At 41.1% G+C, this 18285-nt stretch carries 15 protein-coding genes; 12 read left to right on the top strand and 3 right to left on the bottom strand.

Features of this window, described 5'->3' with window-relative positions:
* Positions 1–306: 306 nt before the first annotated feature.
* Positions 307–2673, bottom strand: coding sequence for a phosphoketolase family protein (locus H5114_RS07105; RefSeq protein ID WP_124017140.1), 2367 nt, complete (start codon positions 2671–2673; stop codon positions 307–309).
* A gap of 521 nt (positions 2674–3194) precedes the next feature.
* On the opposite strand from H5114_RS07105, the gene H5114_RS07110 reads away from it, so the two are divergent.
* Both H5114_RS07110 and yaaA read left to right on the top strand, forming a co-directional pair.
* A complete protein-coding gene (locus H5114_RS07110; protein ID WP_124017221.1) occupies positions 3195–4631 on the top strand; it encodes a sodium:alanine symporter family protein in 1437 nt (478 codons plus the stop codon).
* 116 nt (positions 4632–4747) lie between these two features.
* Entirely contained in the window at positions 4748–5524 is a 777-nt protein-coding gene (yaaA, locus tag H5114_RS07115; RefSeq protein WP_124017141.1) for a peroxide stress protein YaaA, read from the top strand.
* Between the two features lie 101 nt (positions 5525–5625).
* Here yaaA and H5114_RS07120 read toward each other — a convergent pair whose 3' ends face one another.
* Positions 5626–7071, bottom strand: coding sequence for a M28 family metallopeptidase (locus tag H5114_RS07120; RefSeq protein ID WP_182722536.1), 1446 nt, complete (start codon positions 7069–7071; stop codon positions 5626–5628).
* Between the two features lie 133 nt (positions 7072–7204).
* Between H5114_RS07120 and H5114_RS07125 the strand changes: the two genes are divergently transcribed.
* Entirely contained in the window at positions 7205–7501 is a 297-nt protein-coding gene (locus H5114_RS07125; RefSeq protein ID WP_124017143.1) for a metalloregulator ArsR/SmtB family transcription factor, read from the top strand.
* A gap of 508 nt (positions 7502–8009) precedes the next feature.
* Here H5114_RS07125 and rpsT read toward each other — a convergent pair.
* On the bottom strand, positions 8010–8276 hold the full coding sequence (gene rpsT / locus H5114_RS07130; protein WP_124017144.1) for a 30S ribosomal protein S20: 267 nt from the start codon (positions 8274–8276) through the stop codon (positions 8010–8012).
* A 258-nt stretch (positions 8277–8534) separates the two neighbouring features.
* Between rpsT and murJ the strand changes: the two genes are divergently transcribed.
* The 9 genes from murJ to H5114_RS07175 all read left to right on the top strand — a co-directional run bounded on the left by murJ (position 8535) and on the right by H5114_RS07175 (position 18284).
* On the top strand, positions 8535–10094 hold the full coding sequence (gene murJ, locus H5114_RS07135) for a murein biosynthesis integral membrane protein MurJ (protein WP_124017145.1): 1560 nt from the start codon (positions 8535–8537) through the stop codon (positions 10092–10094).
* A gap of 136 nt (positions 10095–10230) precedes the next feature.
* Positions 10231–11166, top strand: coding sequence for a bifunctional riboflavin kinase/FAD synthetase (gene ribF / locus H5114_RS07140; protein WP_182722537.1), 936 nt, complete (start codon positions 10231–10233; stop codon positions 11164–11166).
* A gap of 33 nt (positions 11167–11199) precedes the next feature.
* Positions 11200–14022, top strand: coding sequence for an isoleucine--tRNA ligase (gene ileS / locus H5114_RS07145; protein ID WP_182722538.1), 2823 nt, complete (start codon positions 11200–11202; stop codon positions 14020–14022).
* A gap of 21 nt (positions 14023–14043) precedes the next feature.
* Positions 14044–14547, top strand: coding sequence for a signal peptidase II (lspA, locus tag H5114_RS07150; RefSeq protein WP_182722571.1), 504 nt, complete (start codon positions 14044–14046; stop codon positions 14545–14547).
* A 2-nt stretch (positions 14548–14549) separates the two neighbouring features.
* Complete coding sequence (gene fkpB / locus H5114_RS07155; RefSeq protein ID WP_124017148.1) at positions 14550–14993, top strand: FKBP-type peptidyl-prolyl cis-trans isomerase; 444 nt, start codon at positions 14550–14552, stop codon at positions 14991–14993.
* 41 nt (positions 14994–15034) lie between these two features.
* A complete protein-coding gene (gene ispH / locus H5114_RS07160) occupies positions 15035–15964 on the top strand; it encodes a 4-hydroxy-3-methylbut-2-enyl diphosphate reductase (RefSeq protein WP_182722572.1) in 930 nt (309 codons plus the stop codon).
* A gap of 283 nt (positions 15965–16247) precedes the next feature.
* On the top strand, positions 16248–16802 hold the full coding sequence (gene pilV / locus H5114_RS07165; RefSeq protein WP_182722539.1) for a type IV pilus modification protein PilV: 555 nt from the start codon (positions 16248–16250) through the stop codon (positions 16800–16802).
* Entirely contained in the window at positions 16799–17764 is a 966-nt protein-coding gene (locus tag H5114_RS07170) for a PilW family protein (protein WP_182722540.1), read from the top strand. The genes pilV and H5114_RS07170 overlap by 4 nt, the downstream gene beginning before the upstream one ends.
* 88 nt (positions 17765–17852) lie before the next feature.
* Positions 17853–18284: a PilX N-terminal domain-containing pilus assembly protein gene (locus H5114_RS07175; protein WP_182722573.1), complete on the top strand. Its 432-nt coding sequence runs from the start codon at positions 17853–17855 to the stop codon at positions 18282–18284.
* The last annotated feature ends 1 nt before the right edge of the window (position 18285 follow it).

The following is an 18285-nucleotide window of genomic DNA, read 5'->3' on the forward strand; positions in this document are numbered from 1 at the left end:
TTCCTTTGTATTTTAGTCAGCGGCGCAAGTATGGGTGGTAATTAGATGTTTTTCCATAGTAAAAAAGATTAATTTTTGGTAATGGTTTGTAAAATGCCAGTGCAATAAAATTGAAGTGACATAAAAAAAGTAAGTAAAATCATAAGCTAAGTGTGATTGTTTTATTTTAGCATTGATTGGGGAGTAATTGTGAATATATTCCTGTTTTTAAATGTTTTTGCTTTTTATGCCCCTAATGAGCATATTTGGGAAGTGAAAATAAAAATACGCCCAGAAGGCGTATTTTTGGTCTAATAATAAGTTAGTTTAACGAGTCCATACCCAGTTTTCGATTTCTTCTGGATCCACACCATTGGCTTTGATGTAGTTCTTATGGTCAACTAATCGTTGCAACATATCTGTGGTGATGGTCACATGTTGTGTTTCATCAATCACACCTTGCTGGAATAATTTGTAAGCCATATCGATCACTAAGTGATAGCGAGATGTACCGTTACGCACTCCCATATCAAATGGTGTCGTCGTTGAACCTTCTTCTTCATAACCTTTAATACGGAAACGACGGTTACCTTTATAATCAAAGACCAATTTCTTGATAGTATTTGGATAACCATGGTAATTAAATACCACACCTTTATCTTGGGTAAATACTTCATCCATCATCCAAGGTTTGCTTTGAAATTCAAGGCTGCCTAAACCGCTACTGTGAAGTTCTGACACGCTGACAAAACGGATACGTACTCTTGGTAGTATTTCACGAATGAGAACTAAAGAAGCCATACATTCTTGAGTTGCATAATCACCACAACCAGCTAGTACCACATCAGGGTTGGTATCTGAGGCGAAATCCCATACCATCATGCCATCTTTAGCTTGTTGACGAGCTTCAGCTAAAGATAACCATTGAGGTAAAGATTTTTTACCCGCAACAATAATATTCAGTTTGTCTCTGTCAGCATAAGCTTTTTCGGTATATACCAAGGTGCTGTTTGCATCTGCTGGCAAGTAAGCAGAGATAATTTCTGGGTGCTTCTCTAACATCGCGCCTAGGAATGATGGGTTCTGATGAGAGTAACCGTTGTGATCTTGACGTTCTAATAACGATGACAATACTACGTTACATGCTGGAATTGGCTTACGGAAATGGATCCCTTGGCTGGCATGGACATATTTACAGTATTGGTCAGCCATTGATGACACTACCTGAGAAAAAGATTCATAAGTAGGGAACATACCGTGACGGCCGGTTACTGTGTAGCCATGTAACATACCAAATAACAAGTTTTCAGATAACAACTCAATCACGCGGCCATCGCGCGACATATCTTGGTCCCAGCTTTCTATAGGCCATTGCCATGAACGATCTGTTTCTTCAAATACAGCTTGTAACTGATTTGAATAAGTTTCATCTGGACTGAAAATACGCAGGTTGCGTTGATCGCGGTTCAGTTTGAATGCATCTCGCATCCATTCTCCCATTTTCAACATTGAAAAACCACGATGGCCACGAGGTGTTTCAGCACCATAACCCAGTTTGCTTAAATCTGGATTGGTTAAAGCGCGAACGACTTCACCGCCATAACTTAAACGTTGGCGACCACAGCATAAATCCTTTGGTGGCATTAATGACATGATGTCTTTATCAAATATCAGTTCGCCGCTTTCAGTCGTTTGTACTAGCTCATCAAACTTATAACTGGCTAACCATGTATTGAGAGCTTCTAAATGGCCTTTATCTTTAGCACAGTTGCTGACAATCACTTGATGAGATTCACAGTTACCGGCTAATTTTTTGCCATCATATTCAGCTGTACCCGTCCAACCTTTAGCTGTTCTCATTAAAATAACTGGCCAGCGGGGTTTGACAACGTCTTCACCGGAACGAGCACGACGTTGAATGTCAGTGATCATTTCATAAGACAAGTCCATTGCCGCTGTCATTTGTTCAAAGATGTCCGTTTCCATTTCATCATCAACGATGATGGGGTGATAACCAAGGCCACGGAATTCGAGATCCAGTTCTTCATGGCTCATGCGGCCCATACGGGTTGGACCTGAGATCTTATAACCGTTAATATGGACGATTGGAAGAACCGCACCGTTATGCTCAGGAGAGACTAAGCGGTTAGCATACCAAGATGCCGCTAATGGGCCGGTTTCCGCTTCACCGTCACCGATCAAACAAGCGGCAATAAGATTTGGGTTATCTAATACAGAGCCCCAAGCGACAGAAAGTGAATAACCAAGCTCACCACCTTCTAATATTTGGCCAGGAGCTTCTGGGTTTGCATGTGATGGATAGCCGTAGGCTGCTGAGAATTTTTTACAGATATCTTCGATACCGGTTTCTGTGAATGGAATGGTCTCAGGATAGAAATGACTAAGTGAACCTTCAACAAATAAGTTAGCTTGCACAGCTGGGAAACCGTGGCCAGGACCAACAAGGTAAATGAATTCACGCTTATGCTTAACAATAAGACGGTTAACGTTCGCGTAGACAAAGTTAATACCAGGACATGTTCCCCAGTGACCGAGTAGACGAGGTTTGATATCTGTATGTTGTAACGGACGCTTAAAAAGTACGTTTTGCTTCAGATAAATCTGCGATGTCGCAAGGAAGTTCGTTGCTCTTACGTATTTTTTTAGCGCGATGATTTCATTTGGGTTAGTCATAGTGACCTCTATTAAAAGTGAAAAACTTATTTAACCTTCTTTGAGAACACTGTATCTGTAATTTAGTTACAATAATGTGGCCTTTATCTAATTTCTGAGTAATGAGGTTTGGTTTCGATCGCATTTATTGTTGATTTGTCGCTAATTACTTGAAATTTAATAACGATTCAAATGCTTTTTAAACATAGAGCATTAATAGTAGAAATGATAAAGTGTGACTGAGATCACTTGTTAATTTTTGTTTTGTTGATGTTATGGCAACGTTTCATTTACTTAATCGATGTGTATGCTAGGTAACGTAGCTTTAGCATTCGTAGTCCTGAGTGATCAATACCTATTAATCCACGACCATAACCTTTTATAATGGCGACTTTATATAGGTACTTTTATTAGTATTACCGTTTTACACATAGCAGCTTGCACATGACGTGCTTGGTCTGTGCCTTATGTGTTTTATATTCAGTGCAATGGCCTGATACAGAAAAATAACCTTATAACGGGGAAGATTAGACAATATGGCAATGTTAGAGACGATTGTTAATTTCATGAATAGCCTGCTTTGGGGCAAATTATTGGTTTATGGGTTGGTGGGAGCAGGGTTATTTTTTACTATTCGTCTTGGTTTTATTCAAATTACCCATTTTGTGCACGGTATTAAAGTACTCGCGATTAGCCGCCGTCCAGGTAAGCATGGCTTATCATCATTTCAAGTTTTTTGTACCAGTATGGCTGCACGTGTCGGAGCTGGTAATATGGCTGGTGTCGCGGTTGCAATTGGAACAGCAGGGCCAGGTGCCGTGTTTTGGATGTGGGCTATAGCAGTATTGGGTATGGCTACTGCGATGATAGAGTCGACTCTTGCTCAGGTTTATAAAGTCAAAGATGGTGATGGTCAATACCGTGGCGGTCCAGCTTATTATATGGAGAAAGGCCTTGGTCAGCGTTGGATGGGCGTGGTTTTTTCTATCTTCCTAATTTTAGCATTTGGTCTTGTATTTAATGCTGTTCAAGCCAATACCATTACAGGTGCAATGACTCAAGTTTTTGGTTTTGAACCACTATATATCGGTATTGGTATTGTTATCTGCAGTGCGTTTGTCATTGTAGGTGGCCTTAAAAAAGTTGCTAAAGCATCTGAGCTCATTGTACCTGTCATGGCGATTGCTTATATTGCTATAGCATTTGTTGTTGTTGGGATGAATATTGAGAAGTTACCTGACATATTCATGTTAGTTATTAACAGTGCATTTGGTTGGCAAGAAGCCGCTGCTGGTGGTGTTGCTTATAGTGTTGCTCAAGCAATGCAAGCCGGTATTGCTCGAGGATTATTTTCAAACGAAGCCGGTATGGGAAGTGCAGCAAACGTGGCTGCCAGCGCATCTCCAAATCCTAATCACCCTGCATCGCAAGGTTTTGTGCAAATGATGGGTGTATTTGTCGATACTATTGTTATTTGTACTGCAACGGCTGCAATTATTTTATTGTCTGGTGATGCAGCATCTAGCTCAGATGGCATTGCGAAAACGATTAGTGCACTTACCAGCCATGTGGGTGATTGGGGGGGAGCATTTATTGCCTTTGCCATTTTACTTTTCTGCTTTACGTCTATTATTGCGAACTATTCTTACGCAGAAACTAATGTCATGTTCTTGTCTGGTAATAGTAAAAAAGCTTTGCCTATATTTCGCGTAGTTGTTTTAGGTATGGTGATGTTCGGTTCACTGGCTAAAATCAGTCTAGTATGGGATTTAGCCGATGTATCAATGGGATTAATGGCTATTGTTAACATTGTGGCCTTATTGTTGTTGTCTGGCCTAGCGATTCGAGTTATTAACGACTATCGGGAACAGATTGATGCGGGTATCGATCCAGTATTTGATACCAGTAAATTTCCAGAGTTAGCCGATCAATTAGAAGAAAAAATTTGGCCTAATTCTTCAGAGCCTATAAAGAAATAAACTCGGGTATAGAGTGTTTAATCGAATAGCTCAATCGAAAAAACCATGCTAATGCGGCATGGTTTTTTTATATCAGTTCAGTATGATGACGTTATGATTTTATCCGGAGCTTACTTATGTTGGTTTTAGTTTCACCTGCGAAAACATTAGATTTTGAACATTCACCTATTTCTAATACCCATACTCAGCCGCGCTTTTTAAAACAAAGCCAAGCGTTGATTGATGTTTGCCGTGAATTAACTCCCATGGATATTGCCAGCTTGATGAAGGTGAGTGATAAAATAGCAGGGCTGAATGCCGCTCGGTTTGCTGATTGGCAGCCACCGTTTACCTTAGATAATGCTAAGCAGGCCATTTTTGCCTTTAGAGGTGATGTGTATACAGGCTTTGATGCAGATAATTTATCTGAGTCACAAATGGCTTCTAGTCAAAAACATTTACGTATTTTATCTGGTTTGTATGGCTTACTTAAACCACTAGATTTAATCCAACCGTATCGCTTAGAAATGGGCACTAAGCTGGCAAACCCTGAAGGTAATAACTTGTATGCTTTCTGGGGAGAGACGATTACAGAAGCTGTTAATCAAGCATTGAAAGAGCAGGGCGATGATATCATTGTTAACTTAGCCTCTAATGAGTACTTTAAGTCTGTTAAAGTAAAACAACTTCAAGGTCAGCTAATTACCCCTGTGTTTAAAGACTGCAAAAAGGGCCAATTTAAAGTGATTAGTTTTTATGCAAAAAAAGCTCGTGGTTTGATGGCGCGCTATATTATTGATACTAATCCCACTTCTGTTAAGCAATTAACTGAGTTTGATCTTGAAGGCTATTACTACAGTGAAGCGCAGTCGACTGCCACAGAGCCTGTATTTTTACGCGCCGAACAAAAGTAAAACTTTAAGTCCATAGCCTTAGCCAATAAAAAAGCCCTTAAACAAGGGCTTTTTAGTCATCAAATTCTGAGTTCAATTGAACTTAATAGCGCTACAACTCGCTAGTGTTGGTCTTTTTGCTCGGTAACAGGTCTTAAATCAATTTCCGATTGTGCCATCATGTAGGCAAATTGGACATAAGCTGCTGCACTTTGTGCCAGTTTCTTAGGATCAATTTTATCTAATGTATCATTCGGCGTGTGGTGATAATCAAAGTAGTCTGTGCCATCTTGGTTCAATGAAGCAACCGGTACACCTAATGCGGGTAGCATCGACACATCTGGCCCGCCTGAAGCGTTATTATTGCCAAGCTCAACCCCATTGAGTGTTATGGCAGAGTGTTGTTGTTTCACTTGCTCGAATGTAGCGGGGTTAACATTAAAATCAATTTTATAAATAGGTCCTGCACCAAAATCAGATTCCGCCGCAATATAATGCTTGCCTAACTCATCAGCATGTTGCGCTGCATAGGCTTTACCACCAACTAAACCCACTTCTTCTGCTGCGTATAATACCACTCGAATAGTACGTGCAGGTTTTTGCGGTAAGTCTTGAATGAGTTTAGCTGCGGTGGTAACAATCGCCACACCTGCACCATCATCAATTGCACCTGTGCCTTCATCCCACGAATCAAGATGAGCACCGATAAGAACGATTTCATCTGGTTTACTGCTTCCAGTGACTTCGGCTATAACATTATAAGATGTCGCAATACCTAAATTTTCTGAGGTCATATTCAATGATAGAGTGATGTTAGGATTACGCTTTAACATGGCATTAATCAAATCTGCATCAGGGTTAGACATCGCTGCGGCAGGAATTTTAGGGGTTCCTTCTTCGTAACGCATCATTCCTGTGTGTGCCATTCTGTCATGATCTGTGCCAATGGAACGAATAACAATTGCTAAGGCTCCTTTTTGAGCCGCAACAATGGCTCCTCGAGAGCGGCCACCAACAGCGTCTCCATAACCTTTACCAGTAATGTGGCGTTCAGTTTTACGGTCAATAAACACTATTTTGCCTTCAATGCGCCCCGGTGATGCATTGGATAACTCTTCTAAACTGTCAAAGCGTACAATCTGTGCTTGAATTCCGTTAACTGGGGTTGCAACACTGCCACCTAAAGCTGTCACGACCAAAGGTTGCTCATAAGGCGCTACGATACTCGCGTGTGCGCTGCCTCTAGACCAAGCAGGAACTTGAACCGACTCTTTATATACTTTATCAAATCCGAGCGACCACAGTTTTTCCATCGCCCAATCAACGGCCATGATGTCTTTGTCTGTACCCGCTAATCGTGGACCAACTTCTACGGTAAGCGATTCAACAATGTCATAACTTAAACGTGATGATAAAGCTTGCTTAGCCAATTGTTGACTGATTTTGGCATCATCTGAATTATTGATAACTAAACTGGCATCACTCATTTTAGCGGGTACGGGGGTTTGACACCCGAGTAGAGTGGTACATATGGCTCCAACGAGTGTTGCTCTTTGATAGTTTTTCATGAGTTTCCTTTGATTATTTTAGCTAAGTCTCATTTTTTACAACAATCTACCAAAAAGTGTGCTTTATGTCCCGACTCTATTTGTAAGGGAACGCTATATTAGTGCGGGGTTAGATGAAGGAGAAGAGCGCGTGATGGATATAGATAAAATGCAACAGCAAGCAGATCATGCGGTCGTATTGCTAAAAGCATTAGCAAATGAACGTAGACTGTTTATTTTGTGTCATCTTCTTAATGAAGGTGAAATGTGTGTTGGTGAAATGAATAAGAAGTTGGGGTTAAGTCAATCAGCTTTATCTCAACATTTGGCATGGCTTCGTAAAGACAAATTAGTCTGTACTAGGAAAGAGGCGCAAACCGTTTTTTATTCGTTAAAAAGTGACGAGGTAAAAGAGTTAATTCAAGTATTAAATAATATGTATTGTTATTAAACTGACTCCGCAAACGTCTTAACGGGCACATCTTATTTATTGATGTCTTAGTTAAGACGTTTAGTTTTTGCTACTAATATGATGCTTTACTCTTTAACATCAATCGAATACTGCCTTTTCTTACAAGCCTTATATTCTATAGCATGATGATTACTACCATTGATTATCGTTATCAATGAGAGCAAATCAATTATCTCGTACTCCAATAATTCAATATCTTTGCAGTATTTAGCGTTGCTATTTACCATCTGTTATCCGTTCAATGAGCCTGTATATCATTCTTTTGAGAGCGCTTAGGTCTAGAACTGTTAGAAATGAGTAAATCAATTTACCGCTAAACAATGAGTGGTTATTTTTAGATAAGTGTTAAAGAGGCTGCATGATACTCATGGTGAGCGATTGTATTAATTGAGGAGTGTTAAATTATCATAAGGAAAAACAAGCGGGTAAAATGTAGATATAAAAAAACCGGCCTAAGCCGGTTTTTGGAAACTTAAACTACAAAAAACTAAGCTGCAATAGCTTTGATCTTTGCGTTTAAGCGTGCCTTCTGACGAGCGGCTTTATTCTTGTGAATAAGACCTTTAGTCGCCATACGGTCAACAATTGGTTGTGCAGTAGCGAATGCTTCTGTAGCCGCTTTATGGTCACCACTTTTGATAGCAGCGATGACTTTTTTAACGTATGTACGTAACATAGAGCGACGGCTAGCGTTATGCTGGCGACGCTTTTCAGACTGAAGCGCGCGCTTCTTTGCAGACTTGCTATTAGCCAAGGTGCAACTCCTAAAAACTGGATTTGATACTTTTAAGGCCGAGGAATATGCCTGCTTTTTGTCGCTTTGTCAACGACTACAGCTGAATAATCATCATAAAGATAAATTAATCCAACCTAGCATGCCAAACTTCAACCCAACTCGTGTAATATGTGGCGCAATTCTACCAGCTCTTTGGTCTGTGTGACAGGGTTAGAATAGAATATTTGTTATAAATCCCATTAATTTCTTAGAAGTAACCACGTTTCAGGGGGCTGTTTGAGCAAAAAATTATTTAAATCAGGTCTAATAGTTAGTGTTATGACATTGATTTCTCGAGTATTAGGCTTGGTCCGTGATGTGGTTATTGCGAATCTTATGGGAGCCGGTAGTAGTGCTGATGTGTTCTTTTTTGCTAATAAAATCCCTAATTTTTTAAGACGTTTATTTGCTGAAGGTGCTTTTGCACAGGCGTTCGTGCCGGTACTGACTGAGTATCAGGAAAAAATGACTCCAGAAGATACTCGTGAGTTGTTAAGTAAGGTTGCAGGTACATTAGGGGTACTGGTTACGATTGTAACCTTAGTTGGCGTAGTGTGTTCACCAGTGCTTGCAGCACTTTTTGGCGGTGGCTGGTTTGTCGATTGGCTAAATGATGGCCCCAATGCTGAAAAATTTGAACTTGCTTCAGTGATGTTAAAAATTACCTTTCCGTATTTATGGTTTATTACCTTCACTGCATTAGCCGGCTCAATTCTCAATACTCGCGGGCGCTTTGCAGTGTCAGCGTTTACGCCGGTTTTCTTAAATGTGGCCATCATTACCGTGGCTTTATGGTATGCACATACGTTAGAAAATCCTGAGATTGGCTTAGCTTGGGGGGTATTTTTTGGCGGCCTTATTCAATTTTTGTTCCAAATCCCATTTTTGATCCGCGAGAAAGCGCTCGTTAAACCTTCATGGGGATGGAATCATCCTGGCGTAGTGAAAATCAGAACTTTGATGATCCCTGCATTATTCGGGGTGTCGGTATCACAAATTAATTTATTGTTTGACACTTTTATTGCCAGTTTTTTGATGACAGGGTCGATAAGTTGGCTCTACTACGCCGATCGACTATTGGAGTTTCCTTTAGGCTTATTTGGCATTGCGATCGCGACTGTTATTCTCCCTGCACTGTCACAAAAACATGTGAATGCCGAAGGCAGTGGCTTTAATCACACTATGGATTGGGGGGTTAAAGCCATTTTGCTACTGGGGACTCCGGCTATGTTAGGATTAATCGTTCTGGCTAAACCCATGTTAATGGTGCTGTTTATGCGAGGTGCATTTAGCGTTAATGACGTTGAAATGGCATCGTACAGCTTGGTTGCATACGGTTGTGGTTTATTAAGTTTTATGATGATTAAAGTGTTAGCGCCGGGATACTATTCGCGCCAAGATACTAAAACACCGGTTAAATATGGCATCATTGCCATGGTGAGTAATATGGCCTTTAACCTTATTTTTGCGATTCCATTTGGTTATGTGGGGTTAGCTATTGCGACATCAATGTCTGCGTTATTGAATGCTGGCTTGTTATACAGAGGTTTGCATAAGGCGGGCGTTTATCAAATGAGCCGACAAACCTTGTTTTTTTCATTTAAAGTGATCATCTCTACAGCATTGATGACTATTGCACTTGTGTATTTTATGCCACAACAAAGCATATGGCTTGAATGGCACACTTTTGAGCGGATGTTTATGTTAATTGAGCTTATTGTTGGCGGCGCAGTTATTTATCTGTTGAGTTTGCTTGTGTTGGGTGTTCGACCTTGGAAAATTAAACGTCAGAGATAAATTATCCTATTCGAATGGCAGGGCGAGTATCGGCAGAATATCCTAAATCGGCTGTAATAATCTCAGGTTGAAACTCGCATCTGACATTGGTTTGGGTATATAATCTGCCGATTTGCAATAGGCAGTATTGAGCGTAATGGAATTAATCCGCGGTATACACAATATTTTACCTTCTCATCATGGTTGTGTTTTGACCATTGGGAATTTTGATGGTGTCCATCGTGGCCATGCGCAAGTGATCAGTAGCTTGGTGAGTAAAGCGCATCACTTTCAATTACCCGCAACGTTAATGACGTTTGAGCCTCAACCGCAAGAACGCTTCCGAGGTGCTGATGCGCCTGCTCGACTTAGCCTCCTTCGCGATAAAATGAGGTTACTAGACGAGCTGAAGATTGATCGACTACTTTGTATCAATTTTACTGAAGCTTTTGCTAATCAACCTGCTGAAGCCTTTATTGAAGAGTTATTAGTCAATAAGCTTGGCGTTAAATATTTAGTTGTTGGTGATGATTTTTGCTTTGGTAAAGGTCGCTTAGGTAATTTCGAAATGCTTGTTGCAGCGGGTAAGAAGTTTGGCTTTACCGTTGTCAGTACCCAAAGTTTTGTTGTTGGCTCGTCGCGAGTAAGCTCTACTGCGGTAAGAGAGCAACTGGCATTAGGGAACTTGGAGCAAGCAAGGCGTTTACTTGGCCATCCTTTCATTTTAAGTGGTAAGGTTGCTCACGGACAAAAATTAGGCCGTACGATCGGTTTTCCAACCGCTAACATCGCGTTAAAGCGACATGTGGTACCGATTCGAGGCGTCTTTGCCGTTCGTTTGTACTGGGATGGCAGTGATATATATGATGGAGTGGCTAATGTGGGGTTTAGACCCACTGTCAATGGTCAAACCTGCAGATTAGAAGTCCACTTGTTTGATTTTACCGGTGATTTATACGGTAAACGAGTGGAAGTAGAATTAGTAGCAAAGATCCGTGATGAACAACCTTTTGAGTCATTGGACGCGCTAAAAAAACAGATTTTAAATGATGCAAATGAAGCTCGCGCTTTATTTAGCAACGATGCTAGCTGAAATGAATCAGCTTTAAATAATGGTATGGGATCAATGAGCGACTATAAATTTACTTTGAATTTGCCGGAAACAGAGTTTCCGATGCGCGGTAATTTGGCAAATCGCGAGCCAGAAATGTTAAATAGCTGGACGCAAGATGGACTGTATCAACAGATCCGTGAAAGCCGTATCGGCCGTAAACCTTTCATTCTGCACGATGGCCCTCCATACGCCAATGGCAGCATTCATATTGGTCACTCTGTAAACAAAATTCTTAAAGACATCATTATTAAGTCAAAAACCATGTCTGGTTTTGACGCGCCTTATATTCCTGGGTGGGATTGTCATGGACTACCTATTGAGCTAAAAGTTGAGCAAAAAGTCGGTAAGCCTGGCGTCAAAATTTCTGCGGCAGAGTTTCGTGAAGAATGTCGTAAATATGCCGCTATTCAAGTTGAAGGTCAGCGTGATGACTTCATTCGTTTAGGTGTATTAGGTGATTGGCAAAACCCATATCTCACAATGGATTTTTCAACTGAAGCAAATATCGTTCGTTCATTGGCAAAAGTAATTGATAGCGGTCATTTGCACAAAGGTGTCAAACCTGTGCATTGGTGTACCGATTGTGGTTCAGCGCTAGCTGAAGCAGAAGTTGAATACGAAGATAAAACATCGCCAGCCATCGACGTGGCTTTTGTGGCTGTTGATAGCCAAGCAGTTGCAGCTAAATTTGGCGTTGAAAAGTATGCTAAACCAGTGGCAATGGCTATTTGGACTACAACTCCTTGGACGATTCCTGCTAACCGTGCGTTAGCATTAAGCCCTGAGCTAGATTATAGCTTGGTGGAATTTGTTAAAGACGGCAAAACCACCACATTGATTTTGGCCCAAGTTTTAGTCGAGTCTTGCCTTGAGCGTTACGCTGCAGAGTCACACATCATTTTAGGTGAAGTAAAGGGCGCAGTGCTTGAATTAATGCGTTTTAACCACCCATTTTATGCGTTCGATGTGCCAGCCATTTTAGGCGATCACGTTACGACTGACGCGGGTACCGGTATTGTCCATACCGCACCAGGGCATGGTCAGGACGATTTTATTGTTGGTCAAAAATACGGTTTAGAAGTGGCAAACCCCGTTGGCGATAATGGGGTTTATAAAGCTGATACTGAATTTTTTGCCGGTCAGCATGTCTTTAAAGCCAACGCCAATGTGGTTGCGCTGTTAGAAGAAAAAGACGCGTTATTGCTGCATGTTGCTTATCGTCATAGTTATCCACATTGCTGGCGCCACAAAACACCGATTATTTTCCGTGCTACGCCACAGTGGTTTATCTCTATGGATAACCATGGTTTACGCTCGCAAGCATTAAAAGAAATTGAGCAAACCAAGTGGATCCCTGATTGGGGTCAAAGCCGTATCGAAAAAATGGTTGAAAATCGTCCCGACTGGTGTATCTCTCGTCAGCGTACTTGGGGCGTACCGATCACCTTATTTGTTCACCGTGAAACCGATGAATTACATCCAGACAGTGTTTCACTAATGGAACGTGTCGCGCATCGCATTGAACAACAGGGTATTCAAGCTTGGTGGGATTTAGATGCCAGTGAGTTACTCGGGGATGAAGCAGATCAGTATCGTAAAGTAACTGACACATTAGATGTATGGTTTGACTCAGGTTCATCATTCTCATCTGTTGTTGCTGCACGCCCAGAGTTTCATGGTCATGGCGTTGATTTGTATTTAGAAGGGAGCGATCAGCATCGCGGTTGGTTTATGTCATCATTGATGATTTCAACGGCGATGAATGGTACTGCACCTTATAAGCAAGTGTTGACTCATGGTTTTACCGTTGATGGTAAAGGCCGTAAGATGTCAAAATCTGTTGGTAACGTGATAGCGCCACTACAAGTGATCAATAAGCTTGGGGCTGACATTTTACGCTTATGGGTTGCCGCGACTGATTACAGTGGCGAAATGACCGTATCTGATGAAATTTTAAATCGTAGTGCTGACGCATATCGTCGTATTCGTAATACTGCTCGTTTCTTGTTAGCGAATCTAAATGGTTTTAACCCAGAAACAGACATGATTGCCTCAGAAGATATGGTCGCATTAGATCGTTGGGTTGTTCGCCGTGCAGCGGTACTGCAACAAGAAATTATCGAAGCGTATGATCAATACAACTTCCACCAAGTGACCCAAAAATTGATGCAGTTCTGCTCTGTTGAGCTAGGCAGTTTTTATCTTGATATTATTAAAGATCGCCAGTACACCGCGAAGCAAGAAGGTCATGCTCGTCGTAGTTGTCAATCTGCGCTTTATCATATTGCCGAAGCTATGGTTCGTTGGATTACGCCAATCTTAAGCTTTACCGCCGACGAAGTTTGGCAGCAGCTACCAGGTAAGCGTGAAAAGTATGTGTTTACTCAAGAATGGTATCAAGGCCTAGAAGCGGTAACGCTTGACAGTGATTTAAGTGATGATTACTGGGAAAAACTATTAACTGTCCGTAACGAAGTCAACAAAGTGCTTGAACAAGCGCGTCGTGACAAGCGTATTGGTGGTTCATTAGAAGCTGAAGTTACATTGTTTGCTGATGCTGATTTAGCGGCTGAACTCGCCAAGGTGGGTGATGAGTTGCGTTTTATCCTTATTACTTCAAAAGCGGCCGTGGCGGATATGTCACAAGCCGGTGATGACGCCATCGAAACAGAATTAAGCTCACTTAAGCTAGTGGTAGCCAAAAGTTCGGCAGAGAAGTGCGAGCGTTGCTGGCACTATCGTGAAGAAGTTGGCACCATTGAATCTCACCCAACATTGTGTCAACGCTGTGTGACCAATATTGAAGGTGAAGGCGAACAACGCAATTTTGCTTAAGGAAGTAACACAATGAGTACTGTGCCATTAACATGGAAAGACAGTGGCTTGCGTTGGTATTGGGTAGCTGCATTGGTGTTTTTAGCCGATCAGCTATCTAAACAATGGGTTTTGGCCAATTTTGAATTGTATGAGTCTATCAAACTGCTGCCATTTTTTAATTTCACTTATGTGCGAAACTATGGCGCTGCGTTCAGTTTTTTAAGTGATGCTGGTGGCTGGCAACGTTGGTTCTTTACTATTATAGCTCTCGGCTTTAGTACTTTACTCACCGTATGGCTTCGTAAACAGTCACACACGATATGGCGGAGTAATTTAGCCTTTACCTTAGTTATTGGTGGCGCACTGGGCAATTTAGTTGATCGTTTAATGCATGGCTTTGTCGTTGATTTTATCGATTTCTACTGGCAAACCAGCCATTATCCAGCGTTTAACATTGCCGATTCAGGTATATTTGTGGGTGCAGTACTGATCATCTGGGAATCATTTAGACCAGATGCAAAGTCACCAAAGGAGCAAGATTAACTGTGACAGATTTAACTAAACAAGATGGTCGCTCATTGGTGTGCCATATGAATATTGTATTAGAAGACGGATCGACCGCTGACAGTACTAAAGCATCGGGCAAACCGGCGCGTTTTAATATTGGTGACGGTAGCTTAAGTCCGGCTTTTGAAGATGAACTTAAAGACTTGAGTGAAGGTGATAAGCACAAGTTTACCTTAGCGGCAAAAGATGCTTTTGGTGAGTCAAATCCAGATGCAATCCATTATATGGACAGAAGCCGTTTTCCAGCTGATATGAAGCTTGAAGACGGTGTCATCGTCAGTTTTGCAGGCCCAGGTGGTAGTGAAATACCGGGTATCGTTCGTGATACTGCTGGTGACTCAATTACTGTCGATTTAAACCATCCACTTGCTGGACGCACGCTTACGTTTGAGCTTGAAGTGGTCAGTGTTATAACTGATTAAAAAGGTATCACATGTTAAAAGTTGATCCGACGTCTCCTGAACTGAGTATTTTGTTGGCTAATCCTCGCGGTTTTTGTGCTGGGGTTGATCGTGCAATCAGTATTGTTGAGCGTGCTTTAGAATTATTTGAACCACCAATTTATGTTCGCCATGAAGTGGTACATAATCGCTATGTGGTTGAAAATCTAAAACAGCGTGGTGCGCTTTTTATCGATGAACTTGATCAGGTTCCAGATAACAGCATTGTTATTTTTAGTGCCCATGGTGTATCTCAGGCAGTAAGAAAAGAAGCCAAAGATCGCGGTTTAAAAGTATTTGATGCTACCTGTCCTTTAGTGACAAAGGTGCATTTGCAAGTCACTCGTGCAAGTCGTAAAGGTATCGAGTGCATTTTGATTGGCCATCAAGGGCACCCAGAAGTTGAAGGCACAATGGGACAATACGATAACCCTAAAGGTGGTGTTTATCTTATTGAATCACCTGAAGATGTTAATAATCTTCAGGTTAATAATCCTCAGAACTTATGTTTTGTTACTCAAACCACACTGTCTGTTGATGACACTTTAGATATCATCAGTGCATTACAGCAACGTTTTCCTTCAATTGAAGGGCCCCGTAAAGATGACATATGCTACGCAACTCAAAATCGTCAAGATGCAGTACGTAGTATGTCTGCAGAAGTGGACTTACTGATTGTTGTTGGTTCTAAAAACAGTTCTAATTCAAATCGTTTGCGTGAACTGGCTGAAAAAAACGGTACTCAATCTTATTTAGTTGATACCGCTGCTGATGTAGAAGCTGCATGGTTTAACGGCGTAAAGAAAGTCGCTGTCACAGCCGGTGCTTCAGCGCCTGAAGTGTTAGTTCAACAAGTTGTTAACGCGATAGCGACATTAGCACCGAGTGTGATAACTGAAGTTGAAGGCCGTAAAGAAGATACCGTTTTCGCCGTACCTGCAGAATTGCGTTAATTGTTACGTTCACAATAACGTTAGTTATTTGTTTAATTTCAATACGATAAAAATATTAACCCGCAACTTAATTTAGGTTGCGGGTTTTTTGTACTTAAAAAATGAACCGAGTATAATACCAATAAAATATTTCGAGCTATTAATCATGCTTAATATACAAAATTGATACTATCTGATTACATTTAACTCAGCTATCATCTATATATTAAGTAATACTAGCTTGGCGCAACAAAATTTAAGGTCGTATTCTCTAATATTGATCTTTGCAGGAGGTTTGACGCTTATGTCACCTAAAAGGAATGGATTTTCCTTGATTGAAGTTATGGTCTCACTGGTTATTCTGGTGATAGGCCTTATTGGCATTTTTAATCTTCATATTATTTCTAAACAAGGCAGTTTTGAGTCTTTCCAGCAAACTCAAGCTTCGTATTATGCCAATGATATTATTAATCGAATGCGCATCAATAGCAGTCAATTAGCCACTTACAATGGTACCTATACTGGCAGTACGATAGTATCGGCAAAATCTTGTGATGTTGCGGTTGGAGCAAACGTTATTTGCACTAATATTGAAACTAGAAATTGGGACTTATTTCAATGGGAGCGTGCATTTTTAGGCACAAGTGAAAAGTCGTCAGACAATACAAATGTCGGTGGCTTAGATTCACCAACAGCATGCATTAGTGTCAATGCTCCTAATGTTACCGTTGTTATTACATGGAAGGGGGTACGTACTTCATCTGATGGCGCTGAAGGCCAAGCCAATGTGGTTAAAGACTGTGGCAGCAGCAGTGATCGACGACGTACCTTGGCTATCAATACGGCGATAATAACATGATAAGAGTATTTAAATGTCAACAAGGCATGTCGCTTGTTGAATTAATGGTTGCGATGCTGATTAGTCTATTTTTAACGGCTGGTCTTTTTACCATGTTTAGTATGTCTTCTAGTAACGTCACAACCACAAGCCAATTTAATCAGCTACAAGAAAACGGTCGAATTGCTTTAGCTATTATGGAGCGAGATCTCAGTCAGCTAGGTTTTATGGGCGATATTACAGGCACTGACTTTATCATCGGCAGTAATACTACTATCTCATCTACCGCGGTAGCAGCAGATTGCGTGGGTGCGGGTCTTAATAATGCCAGCTTTCCTAATGCACAACCGTCACATTTCCGTCGGTTATGGGGTTATGAGCAGGGAGTGAGTGCAGAAACCTTAGCTTGTATTACGCCGAATAGTAACACTGATGTTATTCAAATTAAGCGTCTAATCGGGCCGCCTGCTACAGTATTAACTGCAACTCGCTATTATGCTGCGTCAACTTCTAATGAAATTGTTTTTTTTAACGGTAGTGCAGCGGCTCCTGGACTTGCGAATAGTCGGTTATGGGAATACCAACACCATGTCTACTTTATTCGAGATGATGGTAATATCCCAGTATTAAGACGCCGTACTTTATCTATCAATAATGGCATGAATAACGAAGAGCAGCTCGTTGAAGGCGTAGAAAATATGCGGATACTGTATGGCTTTGATAGTGATGGTGACGGTACTGCTGATAGCTATATGCCTGCACAAAATGTAACAACGTTAATGTGGGATAACGAATTATTTCAACGTTTAGTTTCTTTAAGGGTATTTTTACTGGTTCGCTCAAGCGAAGAGGACAGAAGCTATAAAAATAGTAATAAATATAAGCTTGGTGACAAGACGATTGGGCCACTTAATGATAGTTACCGCCGTAAGGTTGTTTCAAGTACGATTATTTTAGAAAATCCTATATTAATAAATACTTAGGTAATAGTTTTTATATTAGTCAACTTACAATCTTGGTTGTTAAGCCGACTATCAAATTAGTGTCAAGGTGAAGGCAATGATCAAATCTATAAAAAGGCAGCAAGGTATTGTGTTGTTTTTTTCATTAATCATATTAGTGTTAATGACCTTGATTGGTGTTGCATTAGCGGTCAATTCAACTCAGTCATTAAGAATGGCGGGGGCAGGCTCTGAACGCGTAGAAGCTATGGCATCAGCCAAAGGGGCACAAGATAAGGCCATCTTGGCTAATTCGGGTAGTACCATGGCCACAATGTCAGCTGTCTCTACAACAGTTGATAATGCTTTAGGTGTATCAAATACACTTACACCAATGACTGTTGGCGATGTGGGTTGCCAAAGAAGCACAAAAGCTAGTTCAGGTAATTTAGTTAGTTGTCGTCGTATTGAAATCTCCAGTGCAGCAACATTTGGCCGAAGTGATATGGGTCTAGTTACTGTCGTGGCAGGCATAGAACAAGAAGTGTTAACGGGGAGTTAGT

The sequence above is a fragment of the Shewanella sp. SR43-8 genome (assembly GCF_014163775.1).
Lineage (GTDB): Bacteria > Pseudomonadota > Gammaproteobacteria > Enterobacterales > Shewanellaceae > Shewanella > Shewanella vesiculosa.